This window comes from Sphingobium sp. EP60837, from assembly GCF_001658005.1.
GTDB lineage: Bacteria > Pseudomonadota > Alphaproteobacteria > Sphingomonadales > Sphingomonadaceae > Sphingobium > Sphingobium tyrosinilyticum.
In genome coordinates this window covers 122,773-141,501 of the sequence record NZ_CP015986.1, presented here as the reverse complement: position 1 = coordinate 141,501, position 18,729 = coordinate 122,773, and the positions used below count along the sequence as shown (strand labels likewise).

Genomic DNA, 18,729 nt, shown 5'->3' with positions numbered 1-18,729 from the left:
CTTCTCACGCCTAGGTGACGGCGTATGCGTTTATCGACGATCACCAACTGGGCTTATGGGGCAACCGTACTGCTGACACTTGCCTCCGGCACGACAATGCTGATGGCGTCGGGCGCGGAGAGGGTTGAACGCGCAGCCGTTGAGCAAAGGGCGCGTTTCGATCAGCTGACCGCCACTCTCCTCGAAGATAGTTATCGGCAGACCGAACAGGCGAGGACCTTTTCTATAACGGCCGATCCGACTCATGTGATCGCCTACCGCCGCGAGAAAGCGGCGCTTCGTTCCATCGAGCATCGCATCAGACTGTTGCAGGATGCCGGCGCAACGGAAGGCGAACTTGCCGCGCTCCGCGATGCTCTGCATTGGGCAGACGCACTCACCGACGAACAGGAAGCCGCGATACGCGCCGTCACGGATGGCAATCGAGACGCCGCGCGGACCATCTTGTTCGGTGATGAGTATGGCCGGGAACTGGACCGTATTGCGGCTCAGATCGGCAAATTCCAGTATATGCTCGATCAACGTACCGAGGCCGCGATCGCCCGCGCTACTGCAACCGCCCGTCAGTGGCGAACTATGTCTGAAATCATGCTGGGCGCTACTGCACTGCTCTTTCTCTGTGTTCTCTATTTCATTCTCAAACAGCGCATTTTGCACCCGGTGGTTCGCCTGAGCGATGTGGTGACGCGCTTGGCCGCCCAGGACTTCGCCGCCATTCCACCCGAATTTTCCCATGTCGATGAGATTGGCGACATGGCTCAGGCCATCCGTATTTTCCGCGAGAATGGATTGGAACGGCAGAGGCTGGAAAAGGAGCGGGACGCGGATCGGATCATGCGGGACCTTCTGTCGCGAATGACGCAGCGGCTTCAGGGGTGTGACAGTAGTTCCGATCTTGTCGATGTGGTCCGGTGGTTCGCTCCTGAAATCGCACCGGGTTTCGCCGGACGGCTCTATATTCATGATGCCCGCCGCAATGCCATGCGCCAGGCATGTGACTGGCTATCGCCCGTCCAATCGAAAGAAGAATTTCCCCCTTCCGCCTGTTGGGCGTTGCGTCGCGGTCAAATCCATCGCCCTGCCGGCAACATGATCGACATCCCCTGTGATCATCTGGGGGAACCGTCTGGCGTCGGGACCATATGCATCCCCTTGTCGGCGCAGGGCGAAACCATCGGCCTGCTCTATTTCGAAAAGCCCGAAAACATCATTGCCGATCAGATTGAGAGAACCGAAAAATATCTGGAGATGCTGGCCGAAAATATCGGCTTGGCGCTTGCCAACCTGCGGCTTCGTGATGCATTGCGCGAGATGGCCATGGTGGACGTGCTCACGGGTCTGGCGAACCGGCGGCGCTTCGACATGACGATCGAGGAAGAGGTTTCGCTCAGCAGCCGTAACCATTCTCCCCTCGCATGTCTCATGGCGGATATCGATCATTTCAAACGCTTCAATGACGCACATGGGCATGACGCAGGAGATGCGGTGCTGAAGGCTGTAGGCGGAGTGCTGGATGAAGCACTCCGTGAAGACGGCTATGCCTTTCGCTTGGGAGGCGAAGAATTCGTGCTGCTAATGCCGGGCTTCTCCCTAGATCAGGCTTTCGCCCGTGCGCAGCAGGTTCAAAATCGCATTCAGAAATTACGCGTGGAATATGGGCACCAAGAGCTTGGCCCAATAACCGCATCCTTCGGTCTCGCGGTATATCCGGACCATGGCCAGCCTAAAACGTTGGTTCAGACCGCCGACGCGGCTCTCCTTCGAGCGAAGGCGCAGGGACGCGATCAGATTGTGGTAGCTACAGTTCGCGATGAAATGTCAGCGCGGGTCTGACGCCTCTTCCAGGAAGCCCTCATGCAGCCGCACCACGCGGTCCATTTTTTCCGCAAGCCGTTCGTTATGGGTGGCGACCAAGGCCGCCGATCCTTCCTCCCGCACAAGCCGCAGAAACTCTGCAAGAACGATGTCGGCGGTCCGCTCGTCCAGATTGCCTGTAGGCTCATCGGCCAGAATAAGAGCTGGCCTGTTGGCCAAGGCTCTGGCGACAGCGACGCGCTGCTGCTCGCCACCGGAAAGCTGGCTTGGCCGATGATCAAGGCGGTGGCCAAGGCCAAGTGACGTAAGAAGCGACTCCGCCCTCAAGCGCGCCTTATTCATGTCCGTGTCGCGGATGACCTGCGGCAGAATGACGTTCTCCGCAGCATTGAAGTCTGGCAGCAGGTGATGAAATTGATAGACGAACCCCAGCGCGTCCCTGCGCAACCGGGTTCGGCCGTCATTGTCGAGGCGCGCCGCCTCCTGACCATCGATGCGTATCGATCCGTCAAAGCCGCCTTCAAGCAGCCCGACAGCCTGTAGAAGCGTCGATTTTCCCGAACCTGATGGGCCGAGGAGCGCGACGATCTCCCCTTCACCCACCGTCAGATCGACGCCGCGCAAAACCTCGATTGTCACCCCACCCTGGGTGAAGCTACGTTTAAGGCCCGCGACCTTCAGAATATCATTCATAACGCAGCACCTGGACGGGATCAGTATTGGCAGCCTTGAAGGCAGGATAAAGCGTTGCCAGGAAACTGAAGATCAAAGCCATAAGGCATATGATCGAGATTTCGATCGGGTCAGGCTTGGCGGGCAATTCGGTCAAGAAACGGATCGAGGGATCCCACAGATTCTGCCCAGTAAGGAACTGGATCGCGTTCACGACGCTCTGGCGGAAGAAGAGGAATGTGAAGCCCAGCACCATTCCCGCCGCCATCCCAAGCGAACCAATAGTTACACCAACGGTCATGAAGATTTTGACCAGTCCGGCGCGGCTAGCGCCCATTGTTCGCAGGATCGCAATGTCCCGTGTCTTCGCCCGCACCAGCATGATAAGTGAGGACAGGATGTTGAAAACCGCGACAAGGACGATGATCGAAAGCACCACGAACATGGCGACACGCTCGACGGCTAACGCCTCGAACAAGGAAGCGTTCATCTGGCGCCAGTCCGTCACGACGGCGCGACCAGCTACTTTGCCTGCCAAAGGCTGCAATATTGCGCCCACCTGATCTGCATCGACCGTTTCCACCTCGATCATGCCAACAACATCGCCCAGCAACAACAAGGTCTGCGCGTCCTCCATTGGCATAACGACGAAGGCCTTGTCATAATCATAAACGCCGACTTCGAAGATCGCCGCCACTTGGTAAGAAACCTGCCGGGGGACCGTGCCGAACGGCGTCGATCTGCCAGCCGGGTTGATGATCGTGATACTATCGCCAAGCCGGAGCCCGAGATTTTCAGCCAATCGCGATCCAATGCCAACCTTGCCGCCATTAGCTGTCAGGTCATCCAAGCTTCCGGCAAGCACCTTGGCTTTCAGCGTTGAATTGTTGCGGATGTCCTTCACCGTCATGCCGCGGACCAGCACAGCCTCCACACGGCCCTGGAAGCTGCCGAGAAGCGGCTGTTCGATCAACGGTGTTGCGCTTGTCACACCCGGCGTCGCCTGCGCTTCCTTTAGGATGGACCGCCAGTCCGGCAGCCTCCCGCCATAGCCCTGGACGACGGCATGGCCGTTCAGGCCAACAATCTTGTCGAACAATTCCGCCCGAAATCCATTCATGACGCTCATCACGATGATGAGAGCCGCAACCCCCAGCATCACGGCTGCCAAGCTGATCCCTGCTACCAGGAAGATGAATCCTTCGCCTTTGCCAGGCAGCAGATAGCGCTTGGCGATCATACGTTCGTATCGAGATAAGATCATGATGGCGCAGACGGCCTTTTACGTGGGACTAAGTCCTGCCCGTCTAGCAGGGTCTCATCCAACGGCAAGCGTTGCGGATTGTTGCACCTCAGCCACAGGGTCGGAGGGAAAAGTTTCCGCTGCGGAAATAGGCCGTGACAGCAGCCTGCTGGAGCCATAGCAAAGTCAGCGAAGCACAGGTTAATGGCCGTGGTTCAGGGATACTGCATCCCGCTTCGAGCTTAGGGGGCTAAGAAGCGGTCGAGGCAGGCCAAGGGGGAGACGAGCAATCGTCCATTAGTGCCCGGATCGTGGGAACGCGGTCCGGGCACTTTTGATTCCGCTCTCGTCCACTTGAATCCGTCTTCATTCCAACCATATCAACGACGCTCGGCCGCCTTATGGGGCCAAGCACCGTATCGCCGGATGCCTTTTCGGGTTCGGCACGTTCATTTTGCTCTGATGGAGATTATGACATGCGTGGTTTTGATCTTACCCCCTATCGTCGCTCAACCGTCGGCTTTGACCGTCTTTTCGACCTGATCGAAAATAACGCTCGGTTGCAGCAGGGCGACAACTATCCTCCTTTCAATATCGAGCGCCTTTCGGAGGATCGCTACCGTGTAACGCTGGCAGTGGCCGGTTTCCGTCCTGACGAAATCGACATTACCGCTCAGCAGAACTTGCTCCAAGTTGTTGGACGCAAAGACGACAGCGCTAGCTCGGACCGTTCCAAATTCCTGCATGTGGGTATCGCCAATCGCAGCTTTGAACGGCGCTTTGAGTTGGCTGACTTTGTGCGGGTGGAAAAGGCCGATCTTGCGGATGGCTTGCTGATAGTTGATCTGGTCCGCGAAATCCCGGAAGCCATGAAACCCAAGAAGATCGCGATCAATGGCGGTCAGCTTGTGGAGATCAGCAGCGATCGCGACGCCGCCTGATTGCTTGATATTGAAAGACGAAATCGGGGCGCGGTCAGTGGGCCGCGCCCTTTTTTGCAAGTCAAATTTCGACTTGGCTCCCCAACTCCACCACGCGATTCGTCGGCAAGCGGAAAAATTCCATCGCGCTTTCCGCGTTACGCAGCATCCAGGCGAAGATCTTTTCCCGCCACAGCGGCATGCCAGGCTTGGCAGAAGGCAGCAGAGTCTGGCGCGCCAGGAAGAAGCTGGTTTCCATCATCCTGAATGCTTGACCGCAGCCGGTAACATTCTTGAGCGCAGCGGGCACATCTGGCTCCTGCATGAAGCCATATTGCAGGATCAGACGGAAGAATCCTCTGCCTAGGTCCTCCAGCTTGCAGCGGCCGTCCTCTTCGACGACCGGCACATCCCGGATTTTTACGGTCAACAGAATCACGCGCTCATGCAGCACCTTGTTGTGCTTCAGGTTATGGAGCAGCGCATGGGGCACACCGTTCGAGGTTGACGTCATGAACACCGCAGTGCCGGGTACGCGCACCGCACTATTGGCGGCCGAAGCGACGAACACCGGGATCGGCATGGCAGCCTCGCGAAGCCGATCCTGAACCAACCGGCGCCCGCGTGACCATGTCGTCAGCAAGGTGAAAACCACAAAGCCGATCAAGAGCGGGAACCAGCCACCGTCCGGAACCTTCGTAAAATTCGCGGCGAGGTAAGCTCCATCGACAAGGAAGAAGACGGCCAGCAATGGCGCGGAATAATACCAGCGCCATTTCCACAGCCGATAGAGCAGCACCGTCAGGAGCAAATTGTCGATGAACATGGCGCCGGTCACCGCGATGCCGTAGGCAGCGGTCAGGTTTGACGATGTCTGGAACACCAGAACGAGCAGGATTACCATCACCATCAGTCCCCAGTTTATCAGGGGAATGTAAATCTGGCCTGCCGTCGAAGCGCTGGTATGAGCGATGCGCAGGCGCGGCATGAAGCCCAGTTGGATCGCCTGCTGAGTGACCGAAAATGCGCCTGATATCACCGCTTGGCTGGCGATGATCGCTGCCAAGGTGGCAAGAGCGATAAGCGGCAGTTGCGCCCATTGTGGAGCCAGATGATAGAAGGGACTGTGTAGCGCTGCGGCGCCCTCACGGAACAGCAAGGCCCCCTGCCCCATATAGTTCATCATTAGGGCTGGCAGCACGAAGGAAAGCCAGGACACGCGTATGGGGCTGCGGCCGAAATGCCCCATATCCGCATAAAGCGCTTCGGCGCCCGTAACAGCAAGCACGACTGCGCCTAGCGCTAGGAAAGCGGGCAAAGGGTCAGTCACAAAAAACATGACGGCCCAATAAGGGTTGAAGGCGTAGAGAATCCCAGGCGTCTTAATGATGCTGATAACGCCGAGCGTCGCGATCGTGACGAAATAGATCAGCATGATCGGGCCGAAAAGCGACGCCACGCGGGTGGTGCCCAGACCCTGTATCCAGAACAGGCCCACAAGAATTATGACTGCTGCAGGAAGGATGGCGGGGGCGAGCGCTGAATTATAAACGGCTAGCCCTTCGACAGCCGACAAAACCGACACTGCCGGGGTGATCATGGAATCGCCGTAGAAGAGCGATGTTGCAAAAACGCCGAGTAGGACGATGCCACGAGACCAACGCTGCGTCTTCGTCTGACCGTTGATCAGCGCGAGGAGAGCAAGGCTGCCTCCCTCTCCCTTGTTATCGGCACGCATGATGATGGTGACATATTTCAGTGTCACTACCAACATCATCGACCAGAACATCAGGCTGATCACGCCCAGAATATGGTCCGGGTCTAGCGCGAGGTGATGATGCCCAGCGAAGGTTTCGCGGAAAGCGTAGAGCGGGCTGGTGCCGATGTCGCCGAACACAATCCCGATTGCGCCGACGACGAGCTTCAGGGTCGCCTTCTGTCCCGCATGGCTGTGTCCTTGGCCGTCTTCCTCATCAGCATGCGTTGCACCGCTCACCAATTGATCAGCCATGAAGGAAACGCCGAATGGTCATGATCGTCCGACACCCGAGCCAAGGCAGCCTGCGAGATTGTCTCGCTCGCCCCCGAAAAACGCCGCGCCCTATCACGCCTGATTGAGCAGCGCAAATGATGGAGCACTGTTTCAAGGCGCTTACTGCGGACCCGCAGCCAACATCGCGTCGATACGCGCGATATTGAGGTCCAGTTCCGCCTTGATCTTCGATCCTTCCGGCGCGCTCGCAGCCAAAGGCGCCCAAAGCTCTTTGGCCGCTTGCAGCTGGCCTGCCCGAACGAGGGCCAGTCCGTAGAAGTAGCGGGGCGCAGGCGCCTCGGGATCGATCGCCATAGCCCGGCGATATGCAAAGTCCGCACCGGGCGACACAACTCCATCAGCATGGGCCACAAGCGCGTTCCCTAGCCCTAACCAGAGGTTCGCGTCATTCGGCGACTGCTTCAATCCGGCGCGTAGTACATTCGCCGCTTCTTTAGTCTTGCCCTGTCTGCCAAGTCCGTCTGAAAGCATGAGCCACTGGCCCGCTTGGCCGTAGCGTTCCGCCATGCCGCGACGCTGCTCGGCAAGTTGCTCGTCGAACTGTAAGGCCTTGGCGGCGCCGGCTTCTTTCGGTGCCCCAGCCAATCCGGGATTCCCTTGCCAAGCATAGCCGGCAAGGCCCAGCAGCAACGCAGCTGCCGTGATTTCCCATGCCGAGCGAGGAATCCGGCCAACGGCAACCAACGCCGCCATCAGGACGATCGACAGTCCTACCGCGATGATCCATCCCGTCATGACCGCTTTCCTCGCTTGATACGGCCACGCAGCAACAGCAGGCCAAGGCCGATCAGCAGCAATGGTGCGCCCCACAAAGGCCACAGGACGGGATCAGCGGTGGGCTCATAGCTTACCCAATCGCCGTAGCGCTCGATCAGCCATGTCCGAATATGTTCGGGTTCTTCGCCAGCCATTATCCGCTCCCTGATCTGGGAACGCATATCTCCTGCAAGGCTCGCATTGCTGTCAGCGATCGACTGACTCTGACAGGTGAGGCAGCGAATGGTCTCCATCAAAGCTTTCGCCTTGCGCTCAAGCGCGGGATCGCTGATCTGCCGATCGGCATAAGGGGCAGGTGGAAGCGCCGACTGCGCCGATACCGCCGTGCTGAATAGCAACGCGAACAAGGCCAGCAACGTCTTCATCGTGTATCCCTCAGGCGCTGCAAGATCATCGGCAGGTCGTCGGCGCGTATGTCGCCTATATGCTGATAAGCAATTCGCCCCCTGCCATCGATGATGAAACTCTCCGGAACGCCGGACGAGCCGATCGCGATCTGGACACTGCTGCGCGCATCCAGTCCGATGCGCGAATAGGGATTGCCGTAACGCTGCAGAAAACGATCGACATCCGGTCGTGCGTCGCGGATCGCGATGGCGTCGATTTCCACTCCCGCCTCTTTCAGCGCCATGAGCTGCGGCGCCTCGGCGGCGCAGGGGACGCACCAACTGGCGAATATGTTCAGGAGGCGGGGCCTTCCTGTCGCCAACTGCGTACTCGCCAGTGGGGGCCGATCACTTGCTGCCGCTGGCAAAGTGAAAACCGGAAGCGTCTTGCCGACTAGTTTCGACGTGATGACCCTATCGTCGGGTTTGAGGAGGCCACTCGCGAACAATATGAAAAAACCCGCAAAGAGCGCGAGGGGTAGCCAGATCAGCAGCTTCCTCATGCCGTGGCGGCCCTTCCCCGCCACTTGATAAGCCAGCCCCGCCGCTCACGGCCCAGCAATGCCAATGCACCGCCCAGGGCGATCAATCCTCCACCCAGCCAAATGAGCGTCACGAAGGGTTTCCACCATATACGAAGCTGCCAGCGGCCCTGATCCGCCTCCTGACCCAGAACGACATAGAGTTGGCCATTCCAGCGCGTGAGGAGGGCCGCTTCAGTCGTGGTGGTCGGCGGCGATGCGAAGAAGCGCGATTGAGGATGCAATATCACGGGCGGTCCGCCATTGCGGCTGACCTCCATGTCCGCCTGCAAGGCTGTCCAATTATCCCCAGCTATCGGCGAAATCTGAAGGAGGCGCAGCTTCCAATCGGCCGCTTCGACGATGTCACCGGGTCGCACGGCCGCAAGCTTCTCTACCGTGAAGGCGGAATCACTCGCCATGCCAGCAAGGCTGACGGCACATCCTAAATGTGCGATCACCATGCCCCAGGTAAAAATGGGGGTGCGACGCAGATTTCGCTTCCACAGGGGCGCGACACTTGCTGCGCCTACCGCCAAGGCGATGACCAGCCCAAGGAAAGGCAGGACGCCAATCCTTCCCCAGACGAGCATCGCTAGGCCGGCAACAACGAGCAAGGCGATCACTGCAGGGGCGATCAGGCGGCGGGACACCTCTCCGAACCGGTCCCGGCGCCAGCGCGTAAGAGGCCCCGCCGCCATGACGATCATCAGGATGAGGGCAACCGGCCCGGCGATCCGATCGAAATAGGGGGCGCCCACAGACACTTTATGCCCGAAAGCTTCGGTCAACAGCGGATAGAGAGTGCCGATGAGGACAAGGCCGAGAATGACCGAAAGCAGCAAATTATTGACAACCAACATCGTCTCGCGGCTGACGAGCTCAAAAGGCGCACCTTCTCGAACGGCACCGACGCGCCAACCGAACAGCGCGAGCGCCCCACCGATATAGACACCAAGCAGCACAAGAATGAAGGTGCCACGCTCCGGATCGACGGCGAATGCATGAACGCTGGTCAATATGCCCGACCTGACGAGGAAGGTCCCGACCATCGACATGGAGAAGGCGATCACAGCCAGCATCACGGTCCAGGCCCTGAGCGCGTCGCGGGTCGCGAGAACCGTCACACTATGCAGCAGCGCCGTGGCGGCAAGCCAAGGCATTAGCGAGGCGTTTTCCACAGGGTCCCAGAACCACCAGCCGCCCCAGCCTAGCTCATAATAAGCCCAGTAGCTCCCCGCAGTGATCCCTAACGTCAGGAGTATCCAGGCAGCCAGCACCCAAGGCCGCATGGCGCGCGCGAAAGCCGCATCTACCTGCCGCGTGAGCAAAGCCCCAATGGCAAAAGAGAACGCGACGGAGAGGCCGACATAGCCAAGATATAGAGTGGGCGGGTGGAAGGCAAGACCGGGGTCTTGCAGGAGTGGATTGAGCCCCTGACCGTCCGCCGCCGGCGGATTGATCCGGGCGAACGGATTGGAGGCGAATAGCAGGAAAGCATAGAAGCCGAGGCTGATAGCGGCCTGTCCGCCGAGCGTCGCCATATGCGTCTCGCGTCGCAGCGCCCGCTCAAATAAGGCCACAGCCGCACCAGCGACCCCCATGACGGTCACCCAGAGCAGCATCGACCCTTCGTGGTTGCCCCAGGTTCCCGCGAACTTATAGAGCCAAGGCTTCATCGAATGGCTGTTGGTGGCAACCAGCAACACCGACATGTCGGACCGCATGAAGAGCGTAATCAACGACACAAATGCGATTGCGGTCAGCAAACCCTGCGCGACAGCTATGGGACGGACGGCCCCTAATAGCTCCGGCTTGTCTCCAGCAAGGCCAAGACCCGACAACATCAATTGAAGCAGCGCCAGCGCGGCGGCCAACCATAGCGCGGCTAAGCCGGCTTCCGCGATCATGCGCCCTCCCCGAATATTTCCCGATTGGTTACCGAATGGATCATGTTCACCGATCGGCCTTCATTTCATGTGTCTTCTCATTATAGCGCATGCCTTCCAGTTCACGGGGCATGTAGCGCTCATCATGCTTGGCCAGCAGGTTGGTGGCGACAAAAGTGCCTGAGGTGTCGAACGAGCCTTCTGCGACCACGCCCGATCCTTCGCGAAAGAGGTCGGGCGCTATACCCTTGAAGATCGCTGGAACCGTCGCTTGGCCATCGGTTACATCAAAATGGATAGTCACACCGTCTGCCGCGCGCTTTAAACTGCCTCTAACCACCATGCCCCCCAGGCGAATGGCCTTACCAGGCTCCACACCCTTGGTGCGGACATCGGCGGGCGCGTAGAAATAGGCTGCTTCGTCGCGCAGCGCGGATGCCGCGAGCAGACCTGCACCAATCAGGGCGAGCAAAGCGACCAAGGCCAGTATCAGACGTTGATGCTTGGCCTTCATGACTTATCCGACAATTTTTGCGCGGCCATTTCCGCGCTCCGCATGGACCGCCAGCAAAACAGGCACAGCGCGGCCGTGCCCAGAAAGGTGAGTGCATAGGCGCCGATCACAAAGGCCCATTGGTTCATGCCGCTATCCTCGCGCCAGCCGCTGCATGCGCGCTTCCACCTTGTTACGGGCCAATATCGTTCGCATCCGCATCAGGACGATGGCGCCGAACAGCAGCGAAAATCCTGTAAGCGTGAAGCCAAGCGGCCAAAGCAGCGACACATCGATACTCGAACCGCTTAAAGTGATGCTGGGTCCCTGATGCAGGCTGTTCCACCACACGACGGAACGATTGATAATCGGTATGTTCACCGCTCCGACGAGCCCAAAAATGGCCGTAACGGGACTCACCCCACCCTGCCCCTGACGAGCGCTCGCATTGCCGAGCGCAATATATCCAAGATACAGGAACAAGAGCACAAGCATGGACGTCATACGGCCATCCCATTCCCACCACGTTCCCCACGTAGGGCGCCCCCAGATTGATCCTGTGGCAAGGCAGATTGCAGTGAACAATGCTCCTGGCGCCGCAATCGCCCGTCCCGCGACGGCTGCAAGCGGGTGCCGCCAGACCAACTGCATAAGTGCCGCGATAGCGATGCCCGCCCACCCGGCCATGCCCAGCCATGCCGCAGGCACATGGATATACAATATCCGGACCGTCTCGCCTTGAAGGTAATCGGCGGGCGTCATGAACAGGCCACAGGTCGCTCCCGCCACAAGCAGCGCGAGGCCGGGCCAGAAAAGCCAGACAGTGAGCGGCCGAGCGATCTTGAGGAAGCGGGCAGGATTGGCGAAGCGGTGCATTTGGACAGGCTCTTTAGCCGCGCCTCGCTCGCAAAGCCAGTAGCCCTTTTTGCTCCTGCCGACGCAGAAAAATCCCGCCCTTTACACAGCTGAGCAGGCTTTTTTGTTACTAGCAGGCGACAAATCGCAATCGAACCACTATATGCGCGCGCAGCAGCCCAATTGAGGCGTACAGCATCGGCTATGGATCCGCTCGCACCCATGTTTACGACAAATCCGTTCGACGACGACAAGCTGCGTGAAGAATGCGGCATTTTCGGGGTCATTCAAGCCGAAACCGCTTCGGCGATCGTGGCGCTTGGCCTTCATGCGCTCCAACATCGCGGACAGGAAGCCGCGGGTATTACCAGCTGGGACGGCCATGATTTCCATACCCATCGAGCGATGGGTCATGTGGCAGGCAATTTCGACCGCGACGAAGTGATTCGCGGGCTCCCCGGCGATACAGCGGTCGGCCATGTCCGCTATTCCACCACCGGCGAAACCTCGCTTCGTAACGTGCAGCCGCTTTATGCCGAACTCAATTCGGGTGGCTTCGCCATCGCGCATAATGGCAATATTTCCAATGCGATGAAGCTGCGCCGCGAGCTTATTCGCCGCGGGTCCATCTTCCAATCGACGTCCGATACGGAGGTCATCATCCATCTGGTGGCAACCTCCACATACCGGACGCTGCTGGACAAATTCATCGATGCCCTAAAGCAGGTCGAAGGCGCCTATTCTCTTATTGTCACGACGCCTGAAGGCATGATTGCATGCCGCGATCCGCTAGGCATTCGGCCGCTGGTCATGGGTAAACTCGGAGACTCCATCATCTTCGCTTCCGAAACGGTGGCTTTCGATGTCGTAGGCGCAGAGCATTTGCGTTCGATCGAGCCCGGCGAACTGGTCATTGTGACTCATGATGGCCAGGTTCGTAGCCACCGGCCATTCGGCGAAGTGCACCCCCGCCCCTGCATCTTTGAACATGTCTATTTCAGCCGCCCTGATTCAATAGTCGATGGGTCGAGCGTCTATTCGGTTCGCAAAGCAATCGGTGCACAGTTGGCGGTCGAAAACCCTGTGGATGCCGATTTGGTCATTCCAGTCCCCGACAGCGGCGTGCCCGCGGCGATCGGCTATGCCCAACAGTCCGGTATCCCATTTGAATTGGGGATAATCCGGTCGCACTATATCGGCCGCACCTTCATCCAGCCGGGCGACAAGGTCCGCCACCTCGGGGTGAAGCTCAAGCATAATGCCAACCGTGCGCTTATCGATGGCAAGCGGGTTGTCCTTATAGACGATTCGATCGTGCGTGGGACCACGAGTCTCAAAATCGTTCAGATGATGCGCGAGGCTGGGGCAAAGGAAGTGCATATGCGCATCGCTAGCCCGCCAACCCGGCACAGCTGCTTCTATGGCGTCGATACCCCGGAGCGCACCAAGCTGCTGGCGCATCGCTTGGACATCGGCGGGATGCAGGATTTTATCCATGCCGACAGCCTGTCTTTCATCTCGATCGACGGGCTTTACAAGGCGCTTGGAGAAGCGAAGCGGGCTGACATTCGGCCGCAATATTGCGACGCCTGCTTCACGGGCGACTACCCGACCACGCTCACCGATCAGGACGAAGTCGTCGTTCAGAACCAGCTCGAACTGCTGGCAGAGCGGGTCGTCTGATCCTTCATCCGACTCGGGTTGGCTGCTCGCTCTGAGTAGCCACCAATTTCACCTAACGAACCGGCCCTCTCGGTGGAGACGGGCGAACAGGATGCTTCATGTCCACTCTTCCTCTTTCCGGTAAGCTTGCCCTGGTAACTGGCGCTAGTCGGGGCATTGGTGCGGCAACCGCCGAAGCCTTGGGTGCGGCGGGTGCGCATGTCATCCTGACCGCCAGGACGGTCGCTGGTCTGGAAGAAGTTGAAGAACACATCCATAGCGCAGGCGGCAATGCCACCATAGCGCCTCTCGACCTGATCGATGGCGAAAGCATCGGGCGGCTTGCGCAGGCAGTGTCGGGCCGCTGGCAGGCGCTGGACGTTCTCGTGCTCAATGCCGCGACGCTGGGTAGTCTGGCTGCGGTGCCCGCAATTGATGCGAAGGAATTTGCACGGCTGCTGACACTCAACATAGCTGCGCCACAGGCGCTGATCGCCGCATTCGATCCGATGCTACGCGCCAGTGCCAATGCGCGCGTGATCGCCGTCACATCATCCGTCGCGACCGCACCGCGCGCCTATTGGGGCGGATATGGCGCGTCCAAAGCCGCATTAGAAACGCTGGTCAGCGCCTATGGCGAGGAGGTGAAAAATATCTCCGCGATTCGCACGCATATCGTCGATCCGGGCGCCACGCGGACCGCGATGCGCGCGCGCGCATTCCCGGGCGAAGATCCGGCGACGCTCAAAGGACCCGAAGTGGTCGGCCAAGCCATTGTCGATCTTGTCCTGACCGACCGGCCCAACGGCTACCACCACCGCGTGGATTGACGCTTAGTTCGGTTTTACTAGCGTCACTTGCGCGACGTCGATCATGCCGCCCCGGAAGCCGCCTTCACAATACATGAGATAATAGCGCCAGAGCGCGACAAAATGCTGGTCAAAGCTAGGGGGGAGCAGGCCACGATCGACAATCAGATCGAATCGCTCCCTCCAACGCCGCAGCGTTTCGGCATAGTGCAGGCCAAAATGGGTCACCTCGTGCCAGGCGAGCCCATTAGCGGCCGCGAGTGCACGGAAGCGGCTCTCGGAAATCAGCATGCCGCCTGGGAAGATATAGGTTTGGATGAAATCTGCGCTGCGGGCATATTTTCTGAAAATAGCGTCATCGATCAAAATATATTGGACAGCAGCCCTACCCCCCGGCTTCAGTAGCCTTGATATAGCGGCAAGGTAAGCTGGCCAATATTCCTGGCCCACGGCTTCCACCATCTCAACGCTGGCGATCGCATCAAATTGCCCTTGCGCGTCACGATAATCGGTCAGCAGGATATTGGCGCTTGGCCCCAGCCGTTCGCGCGCATAAGCAGCCTGCTCCGCCGAAAGCGTCAGCCCGTCATAGCTTATGCGGCAACGTGCCATCGCTTGCTCAGCTAGACCGCCCCAGCCACAACCGATTTCCAATAAGCTGCCGCCGTCCTTCAGGCCGAGCCGGTCCAGTATCGCATCGACCTTCCGCTGCTGCGCCCTTTCCAGGCTTTCGGTCGGGTCATCCGGATCGCGGAAGAGAGCGCTTGAGTAATGCATTTGCCGGTCAAGCCAGAGGCTGTAGAAATCATTCCCCAGATCATAATGATAGGCGATGTTCCGGCGCGATCCCTTGCGATCATTTCGCCGCGCCCAGTGCAAAAATCGGCCAATCCATCGTCCCGGCCCATTCCGACGCGCCACATTGCCGAGGGTCACGGCATTTGCCATGAACAATGCAAACAGGGGAACTGGATCCGGACTCGTCCACTCGCCGGCTGCCCATGCCCGGTACCAGCCAGCCGAACCACCAGCTATCAAGCGCAGCAAAGCGCGCCAACGAACAAGGCGGACCTGGCAGACCGGGCCGTCCGCACGTCCACCCAGTATCCGGATGCTCCCGTCGGGCAGCACCGCTTCCAAACTGCCCTTCTCAAGTCCCGCGTCTATCCGGTCCAGCAGGCGATGAAGATGTGGAGCGACCAGACGTGAGGTCCATCCCTCCGAACGTTCGACCGGAGAATGCCGTACGGATAGCGCGCGCCGTCCACGCCGAGGGTCTATCGCATTCATGCCCTCACCTCTGCCCCTTGATCTTTCATTCTGTCACCTCCTGCTCTGCCGGTAGGCGGCCAATGCTCGTTCACGCGCTTCTCGGTGACCGATGAGTTTGGACGGATAAGCGGGCGGGCGTACGTCATGGGAGTCGGGATCGTGGATCACCTTGTCATCGAGGTGCGCCAGTTCGGGCACCCAATGCCTTATATAATCTGCAGCATCGAATTTTGGAGACTGGGTCAACGGCGCCATGATGCGTGAAAAGAGGTTGGCATCGACGCCGCTTCCCGCGACCCATTGCCAGTTGACGCTATTGTTGGCGTAGTTCGCATCCACCAATGTGTTCCAGAACCAGCGTGCGCCATGACGCCAATCAATGAGCAGATGTTTAATGAGAAAACTCGCCGCGATCATGCGAACGCGATTGTGCATCCAGCCAGTGGCCCAAAGTTGCCGCATGCCCGCATCGACGATCGGATAACCGGTTCGCCCCTTCTTCCAGGCGACGAAATCGCCTTTGGCCTCGCGCAGGTCGCGCCACGGTATCCTGTTGAAGTCCGGTCTGGCATTTTGTGAGCCATAAGCGGGCAGTGCCCATATCTGGGTGTGCGCATAATCACGCCAAATCACCTCCTTGAGGAAGGTCGTCGCGTCGCCCGGCGCGGCGCTGACCCGATGCCAGACGTAGGCCGGAGACACTTCCCCGAAATGCAAATAAGGCGATAACCGCGAAGTCCCTTCTACCGACGGCAGATTGCGTGCCACATCATAGTCTTTCACTTCGTCGAGAAAGGACGCGACGTTTCGACGGGCTCCTGCTTCTCCAGGCTCCCAGTCTTTAGCGAAAGCTGCCGCCCAATCAGGATGGGTGGGACGGAGGTCCCAATCATCAAGCGAATCACTGGCTGGCCACTCAGAAGGCGGATCAATGCGCGATGGCGCAGGCTGAGGTTCGGGAGGAGGCATGTGGAGCATCGTGGCGCGCGCAAACGGGGTGTAGATTTGATAAAGCCCCCCAGTCGATGTCCGGACGCAGCCGGGCGGCAATAGCAGCATCCCTTCGTGAAGTTGCAGGTCAAGCTCTTGCGCTACAGTTCTTTCGATGTTTCGCCACCACGGCTCATAATGGGATAGCGCATGCACGCGTCGGCTGCCCGTTTCCTCAGCCAGCCGCTGCAATTCCGCTGCGCAATCGCCACGCCGCAGAATGAGCCGAGAGCTCTTCTGGCGAAGACCTTCATCCAATGATTTCAAGCTATAGTGCAGCCACCATCGCTGCGCCGCCCCTATTGTCCACTGCTTTGGGGCGGCATCGTCAAGGATATATACGGGGATCACCGGTCCCTCTTTCACCGCTGCGACGAGGGCAGCTTGGTCAGAGAGGCGGAGATCTTGACGGAGCCAGAGGATGACGGGGCCGGGCATGTATCAGCTTTGCCACTGGTTGAGCACTGTTCCAATCCCCCGCCCCAATTCAGCGCAAAAAGCTGTCCGAACAAAGCGGTGCAACTTTTCGCTAATGGACTGGCGTCATTTCAAGGATTATCATTGCACTGCACAACGCCGTCGGTTGAAAGCGGGCGGCAGAGATAATCGTCAGGGGACATCATGGCGTCAGTGCCAAATGATTCGGAGCTTGGATACCGGCCTTGCGTCGGTGTGATGCTCGTCAACATGGATGGGAAGGTCTTCGTCGGACAGCGGATCGACAGCGAAGTCGAGGCTTGGCAGATGCCGCAAGGCGGCATCGACGATGGCGAGGATGAGAAGGCAGCCGCTTTGCGCGAACTGGGCGAGGAAACTGGCATCGGGCGTGACCATGTCGAGATCATCGCGAAAGCGCGCGACGAGCATTTCTACGACCTGCCATCTGAGCTTGTCGGAAAGCTCTGGGGTGGAAAATTCCGCGGCCAGCGGCAAATCTGGTTCCTCGCCCGTTTTCTGGGCGGCGATCATGATATCAATATCGCTACCCACGAACCGGAATTTTCCGAGTGGAAGTGGATCAATCCAGAGGCGTTGCCGGACGTTATCGTGCCGTTCAAGCGCAAGCTTTACCGGGATATCCTGCAGGAATTTAAAGCATTGATTTGAAGAAGGCTCACTGCGCTGGAGAGCAGGCACTGTGTCTGATAAGCTCGCGCGGATGAACGGCCTATCGTCGTCCGAATGCGAGCTAATGGAACGCGCCTCGGCTGCGCCGATGCTTAACCAGGTGCAGGAATGGGCTGCGGTCAATAGTGGATCGCGCAATCTGGCGGGATTAGCGACCGTCGCCGGTCTGCTGACGGATGCCTTCTCGATTTTGCCGGGGGAAACCCGGTTGATCGACCCAGATGAGGTCGAAACGATCAGCCCGGCTGGTCACTTGGAGCGTTCGCACCCCGGGCGGCATCTGCTGATTTCGGTACGACCGGATGTACCCTTCCGGCTGCTTCTTACGGGCCACATGGATACGGTGTTCGCAGCCGATCACGCTTTTCAGACGGTTCAATGGGCTGATACGGATACGCTTAATGGCCCCGGCGTCGCGGACATGAAGGGTGGTCTCGCCGTCATGCTGGCGGCATTACGGGCGCTGGAAGGTTCTGCAGATTTCACGAAAATCGGCTATGACGTCGTCATCAACAGTGACGAGGAATTGGGCAGCGGCTCTTCAGCAAGGCTCCTCCGCGACACAGCGCGCGGCAAGGTTGCCGCCCTTACTTATGAGCCTGCGCTTCCCGATGGCACATTGGCTGGAGCGCGGGCGGGCAGCGGCAATTTCTCTATAATAGTCACAGGCCACAGCGCTCATGCAGGGCGCAATCCTGAGGAAGGCCGCAACGCGTTGCTAGCCGCGGCAGATCTCGCCTTGCGCTTGAAAGCGGGCAGCGGCTCCGGCCTCACTTGCAATCCGGCGCGGATAGACGGCGGCGGACCTAATAATGTCGTTCCCGACAAGGCCATCCTGCGCGTCAACTTCCGCCCGCGAACAGCGGACGCTGAAGAGGCGGCGCAGCAGCTTATCAGACGCTCTATCGCCGATGTGTCCCAAGAACATGACGTGAGCATGAGCGTACATGGCGGCTTCGGCCGGCCACCCAAACCAATGGACGGTAAGGCGATGAGCCTCTTCAAGCTCGTCAAGCAATGTGGCGCCGACCTTGGCTTGCAAATCGAATGGCGCGATACTGGGGGCGTATGCGATGGAAACAATATCGCTGCGTGCGGTGTACCGGTCGTAGATACGATGGGAGTGCGCGGCGGCGCTATTCACAGCGACGGCGAATATCTGATCGTCGAAAGCTTGGCCGAACGGGCACAGCTTTCTGCGCTGACCCTGCTGCGTATCGCACAGGGCAGATTGTAGGGAGGAC

Annotated in this window: 18 protein-coding genes; 6 read left to right on the top strand and 12 right to left on the bottom strand. The window is 59.0% G+C overall.

Annotation, left to right across the window (positions count from 1 at the left end):
- The first annotated feature begins 24 nt into the window (after positions 1-24).
- A complete protein-coding gene (locus EP837_RS00650) occupies positions 25-1,833 on the top strand; it encodes a diguanylate cyclase (RefSeq protein ID WP_066523736.1) in 1,809 nt (602 codons plus the stop codon).
- Here EP837_RS00650 and EP837_RS00645 read toward each other — a convergent pair.
- Both EP837_RS00645 and EP837_RS00640 read right to left on the bottom strand, forming a co-directional pair.
- Positions 1,819-2,508 (bottom strand): ABC transporter ATP-binding protein, encoded by a 690-nt coding sequence (locus EP837_RS00645; protein WP_066523735.1) that lies wholly within the window; start codon positions 2,506-2,508, stop codon positions 1,819-1,821. The genes EP837_RS00650 and EP837_RS00645 overlap by 15 nt on opposite strands.
- Positions 2,501-3,751 carry a lipoprotein-releasing ABC transporter permease subunit gene (locus EP837_RS00640; RefSeq protein ID WP_066523733.1) on the bottom strand — a complete coding sequence of 417 codons (1,251 nt, stop codon included), beginning with the start codon at positions 3,749-3,751 and terminating at the stop codon, positions 2,501-2,503. The genes EP837_RS00645 and EP837_RS00640 overlap by 8 nt, the downstream gene beginning before the upstream one ends.
- Before the next feature lie 455 nt (positions 3,752-4,206).
- Here EP837_RS00640 and EP837_RS00635 point away from each other — a divergent pair, with 455 nt between their 5' ends.
- Entirely contained in the window at positions 4,207-4,671 is a 465-nt protein-coding gene (locus tag EP837_RS00635) for an Hsp20 family protein (protein ID WP_066528420.1), read from the top strand.
- A 61-nt stretch (positions 4,672-4,732) separates the two neighbouring features.
- Here the strand turns inward: EP837_RS00635 and EP837_RS00630 are convergent, their stop codons facing one another.
- From EP837_RS00630 to ccmC, 8 genes are all read right to left on the bottom strand, one after another.
- The gene (locus EP837_RS00630) at positions 4,733-6,661 is read right to left on the bottom strand and encodes a potassium transporter Kup (RefSeq protein WP_066523728.1); all 1,929 of its coding nucleotides are present in this window, start codon (positions 6,659-6,661) and stop codon (positions 4,733-4,735) included.
- A 141-nt stretch (positions 6,662-6,802) separates the two neighbouring features.
- A complete protein-coding gene (locus EP837_RS00625; protein ID WP_066523726.1) occupies positions 6,803-7,438 on the bottom strand; it encodes a tetratricopeptide repeat protein in 636 nt (211 codons plus the stop codon).
- The gene (locus EP837_RS00620; protein ID WP_066523723.1) at positions 7,435-7,845 is read right to left on the bottom strand and encodes a cytochrome c-type biogenesis protein; all 411 of its coding nucleotides are present in this window, start codon (positions 7,843-7,845) and stop codon (positions 7,435-7,437) included. The genes EP837_RS00625 and EP837_RS00620 overlap by 4 nt, the downstream gene beginning before the upstream one ends.
- Positions 7,842-8,369 carry a redoxin family protein gene (locus EP837_RS00615; RefSeq protein ID WP_066528417.1) on the bottom strand — a complete coding sequence of 176 codons (528 nt, stop codon included), beginning with the start codon at positions 8,367-8,369 and terminating at the stop codon, positions 7,842-7,844. Before EP837_RS00615 ends, EP837_RS00620 begins: the two co-directional genes overlap by 4 nt.
- Positions 8,366-10,297: a heme lyase CcmF/NrfE family subunit gene (locus tag EP837_RS00610; RefSeq protein ID WP_066523722.1), complete on the bottom strand. Its 1,932-nt coding sequence runs from the start codon at positions 10,295-10,297 to the stop codon at positions 8,366-8,368. Before EP837_RS00610 ends, EP837_RS00615 begins: the two co-directional genes overlap by 4 nt.
- Before the next feature lie 46 nt (positions 10,298-10,343).
- Positions 10,344-10,790: a cytochrome c maturation protein CcmE gene (gene ccmE, locus EP837_RS00605; RefSeq protein WP_066523720.1), complete on the bottom strand. Its 447-nt coding sequence runs from the start codon at positions 10,788-10,790 to the stop codon at positions 10,344-10,346.
- Positions 10,787-10,918 carry a hypothetical protein gene (locus EP837_RS21845; RefSeq protein WP_257784360.1) on the bottom strand — a complete coding sequence of 44 codons (132 nt, stop codon included), beginning with the start codon at positions 10,916-10,918 and terminating at the stop codon, positions 10,787-10,789. Before EP837_RS21845 ends, ccmE begins: the two co-directional genes overlap by 4 nt.
- A 4-nt stretch (positions 10,919-10,922) precedes the next feature.
- Positions 10,923-11,645: a heme ABC transporter permease CcmC gene (gene ccmC / locus EP837_RS00600; RefSeq protein ID WP_066523718.1), complete on the bottom strand. Its 723-nt coding sequence runs from the start codon at positions 11,643-11,645 to the stop codon at positions 10,923-10,925.
- Positions 11,646-11,828: 183 nt separating this feature from the next.
- On the opposite strand from ccmC, the gene purF reads away from it, so the two are divergent.
- Both purF and EP837_RS00590 read left to right on the top strand, forming a co-directional pair.
- Positions 11,829-13,307, top strand: coding sequence for an amidophosphoribosyltransferase (gene purF, locus EP837_RS00595; RefSeq protein WP_066523716.1), 1,479 nt, complete (start codon positions 11,829-11,831; stop codon positions 13,305-13,307).
- Positions 13,308-13,405: 98 nt separating this feature from the next.
- Positions 13,406-14,116 (top strand): SDR family NAD(P)-dependent oxidoreductase, encoded by a 711-nt coding sequence (locus EP837_RS00590; protein WP_066523714.1) that lies wholly within the window; start codon positions 13,406-13,408, stop codon positions 14,114-14,116.
- Positions 14,117-14,119: 3 nt separating this feature from the next.
- Here EP837_RS00590 and EP837_RS00585 read toward each other — a convergent pair whose 3' ends face one another.
- Together EP837_RS00585 and EP837_RS00580 are read right to left on the bottom strand one after the other, a co-directional pair.
- On the bottom strand, positions 14,120-15,385 hold the full coding sequence (locus EP837_RS00585) for an SAM-dependent methyltransferase (protein WP_066523712.1): 1,266 nt from the start codon (positions 15,383-15,385) through the stop codon (positions 14,120-14,122).
- Positions 15,386-15,418: 33 nt separating this feature from the next.
- Positions 15,419-16,795 (bottom strand): cryptochrome/photolyase family protein, encoded by a 1,377-nt coding sequence (locus tag EP837_RS00580; RefSeq protein WP_066523710.1) that lies wholly within the window; start codon positions 16,793-16,795, stop codon positions 15,419-15,421.
- 183 nt (positions 16,796-16,978) lie between these two features.
- Here EP837_RS00580 and EP837_RS00575 point away from each other — a divergent pair, with 183 nt between their 5' ends.
- Positions 16,979-17,464 carry an RNA pyrophosphohydrolase gene (locus tag EP837_RS00575; protein WP_066523708.1) on the top strand — a complete coding sequence of 162 codons (486 nt, stop codon included), beginning with the start codon at positions 16,979-16,981 and terminating at the stop codon, positions 17,462-17,464.
- Between the two features lie 52 nt (positions 17,465-17,516).
- Positions 17,517-18,722, top strand: a complete 1,206-nt coding sequence (locus tag EP837_RS00570) for a hydrolase (protein ID WP_066528416.1) — start codon at positions 17,517-17,519, stop codon at positions 18,720-18,722.
- Positions 18,723-18,729: the final 7 nt, after the last annotated feature.

Coding starts and splice junctions, on each gene's coding strand:
- EP837_RS00645 (WP_066523735.1), bottom strand. CDS start 2,508: ATGAATGATATTCTGAAGGTCGCGGGCCTTAAACGTAGCTTCACCCAG.
- EP837_RS21845 (WP_257784360.1), bottom strand. CDS start 10,918: ATGAACCAATGGGCCTTTGTGATCGGCGCCTATGCACTCACCTTTCTG.
- EP837_RS00585 (WP_066523712.1), bottom strand. CDS start 15,385: ATGAATGCGATAGACCCTCGGCGTGGACGGCGCGCGCTATCCGTACGG.
- EP837_RS00640 (WP_066523733.1), bottom strand. CDS start 3,751: ATGATCTTATCTCGATACGAACGTATGATCGCCAAGCGCTATCTGCTG.
- ccmE (WP_066523720.1), bottom strand. CDS start 10,790: ATGAAGGCCAAGCATCAACGTCTGATACTGGCCTTGGTCGCTTTGCTC.
- EP837_RS00625 (WP_066523726.1), bottom strand. CDS start 7,438: ATGACGGGATGGATCATCGCGGTAGGACTGTCGATCGTCCTGATGGCG.
- purF (WP_066523716.1), top strand. CDS start 11,829: ATGGATCCGCTCGCACCCATGTTTACGACAAATCCGTTCGACGACGAC.
- EP837_RS00610 (WP_066523722.1), bottom strand. CDS start 10,297: ATGATCGCGGAAGCCGGCTTAGCCGCGCTATGGTTGGCCGCCGCGCTG.
- EP837_RS00575 (WP_066523708.1), top strand. CDS start 16,979: ATGGCGTCAGTGCCAAATGATTCGGAGCTTGGATACCGGCCTTGCGTC.
- EP837_RS00580 (WP_066523710.1), bottom strand. CDS start 16,795: ATGCCCGGCCCCGTCATCCTCTGGCTCCGTCAAGATCTCCGCCTCTCT.
- EP837_RS00570 (WP_066528416.1), top strand. CDS start 17,517: ATGAACGGCCTATCGTCGTCCGAATGCGAGCTAATGGAACGCGCCTCG.
- EP837_RS00620 (WP_066523723.1), bottom strand. CDS start 7,845: ATGAAGACGTTGCTGGCCTTGTTCGCGTTGCTATTCAGCACGGCGGTA.
- EP837_RS00630 (WP_066523728.1), bottom strand. CDS start 6,661: ATGGCTGATCAATTGGTGAGCGGTGCAACGCATGCTGATGAGGAAGAC.
- EP837_RS00635 (WP_066528420.1), top strand. CDS start 4,207: ATGCGTGGTTTTGATCTTACCCCCTATCGTCGCTCAACCGTCGGCTTT.
- EP837_RS00615 (WP_066528417.1), bottom strand. CDS start 8,369: ATGAGGAAGCTGCTGATCTGGCTACCCCTCGCGCTCTTTGCGGGTTTT.
- ccmC (WP_066523718.1), bottom strand. CDS start 11,645: ATGCACCGCTTCGCCAATCCTGCCCGCTTCCTCAAGATCGCTCGGCCG.
- EP837_RS00650 (WP_066523736.1), top strand. CDS start 25: ATGCGTTTATCGACGATCACCAACTGGGCTTATGGGGCAACCGTACTG.
- EP837_RS00590 (WP_066523714.1), top strand. CDS start 13,406: ATGTCCACTCTTCCTCTTTCCGGTAAGCTTGCCCTGGTAACTGGCGCT.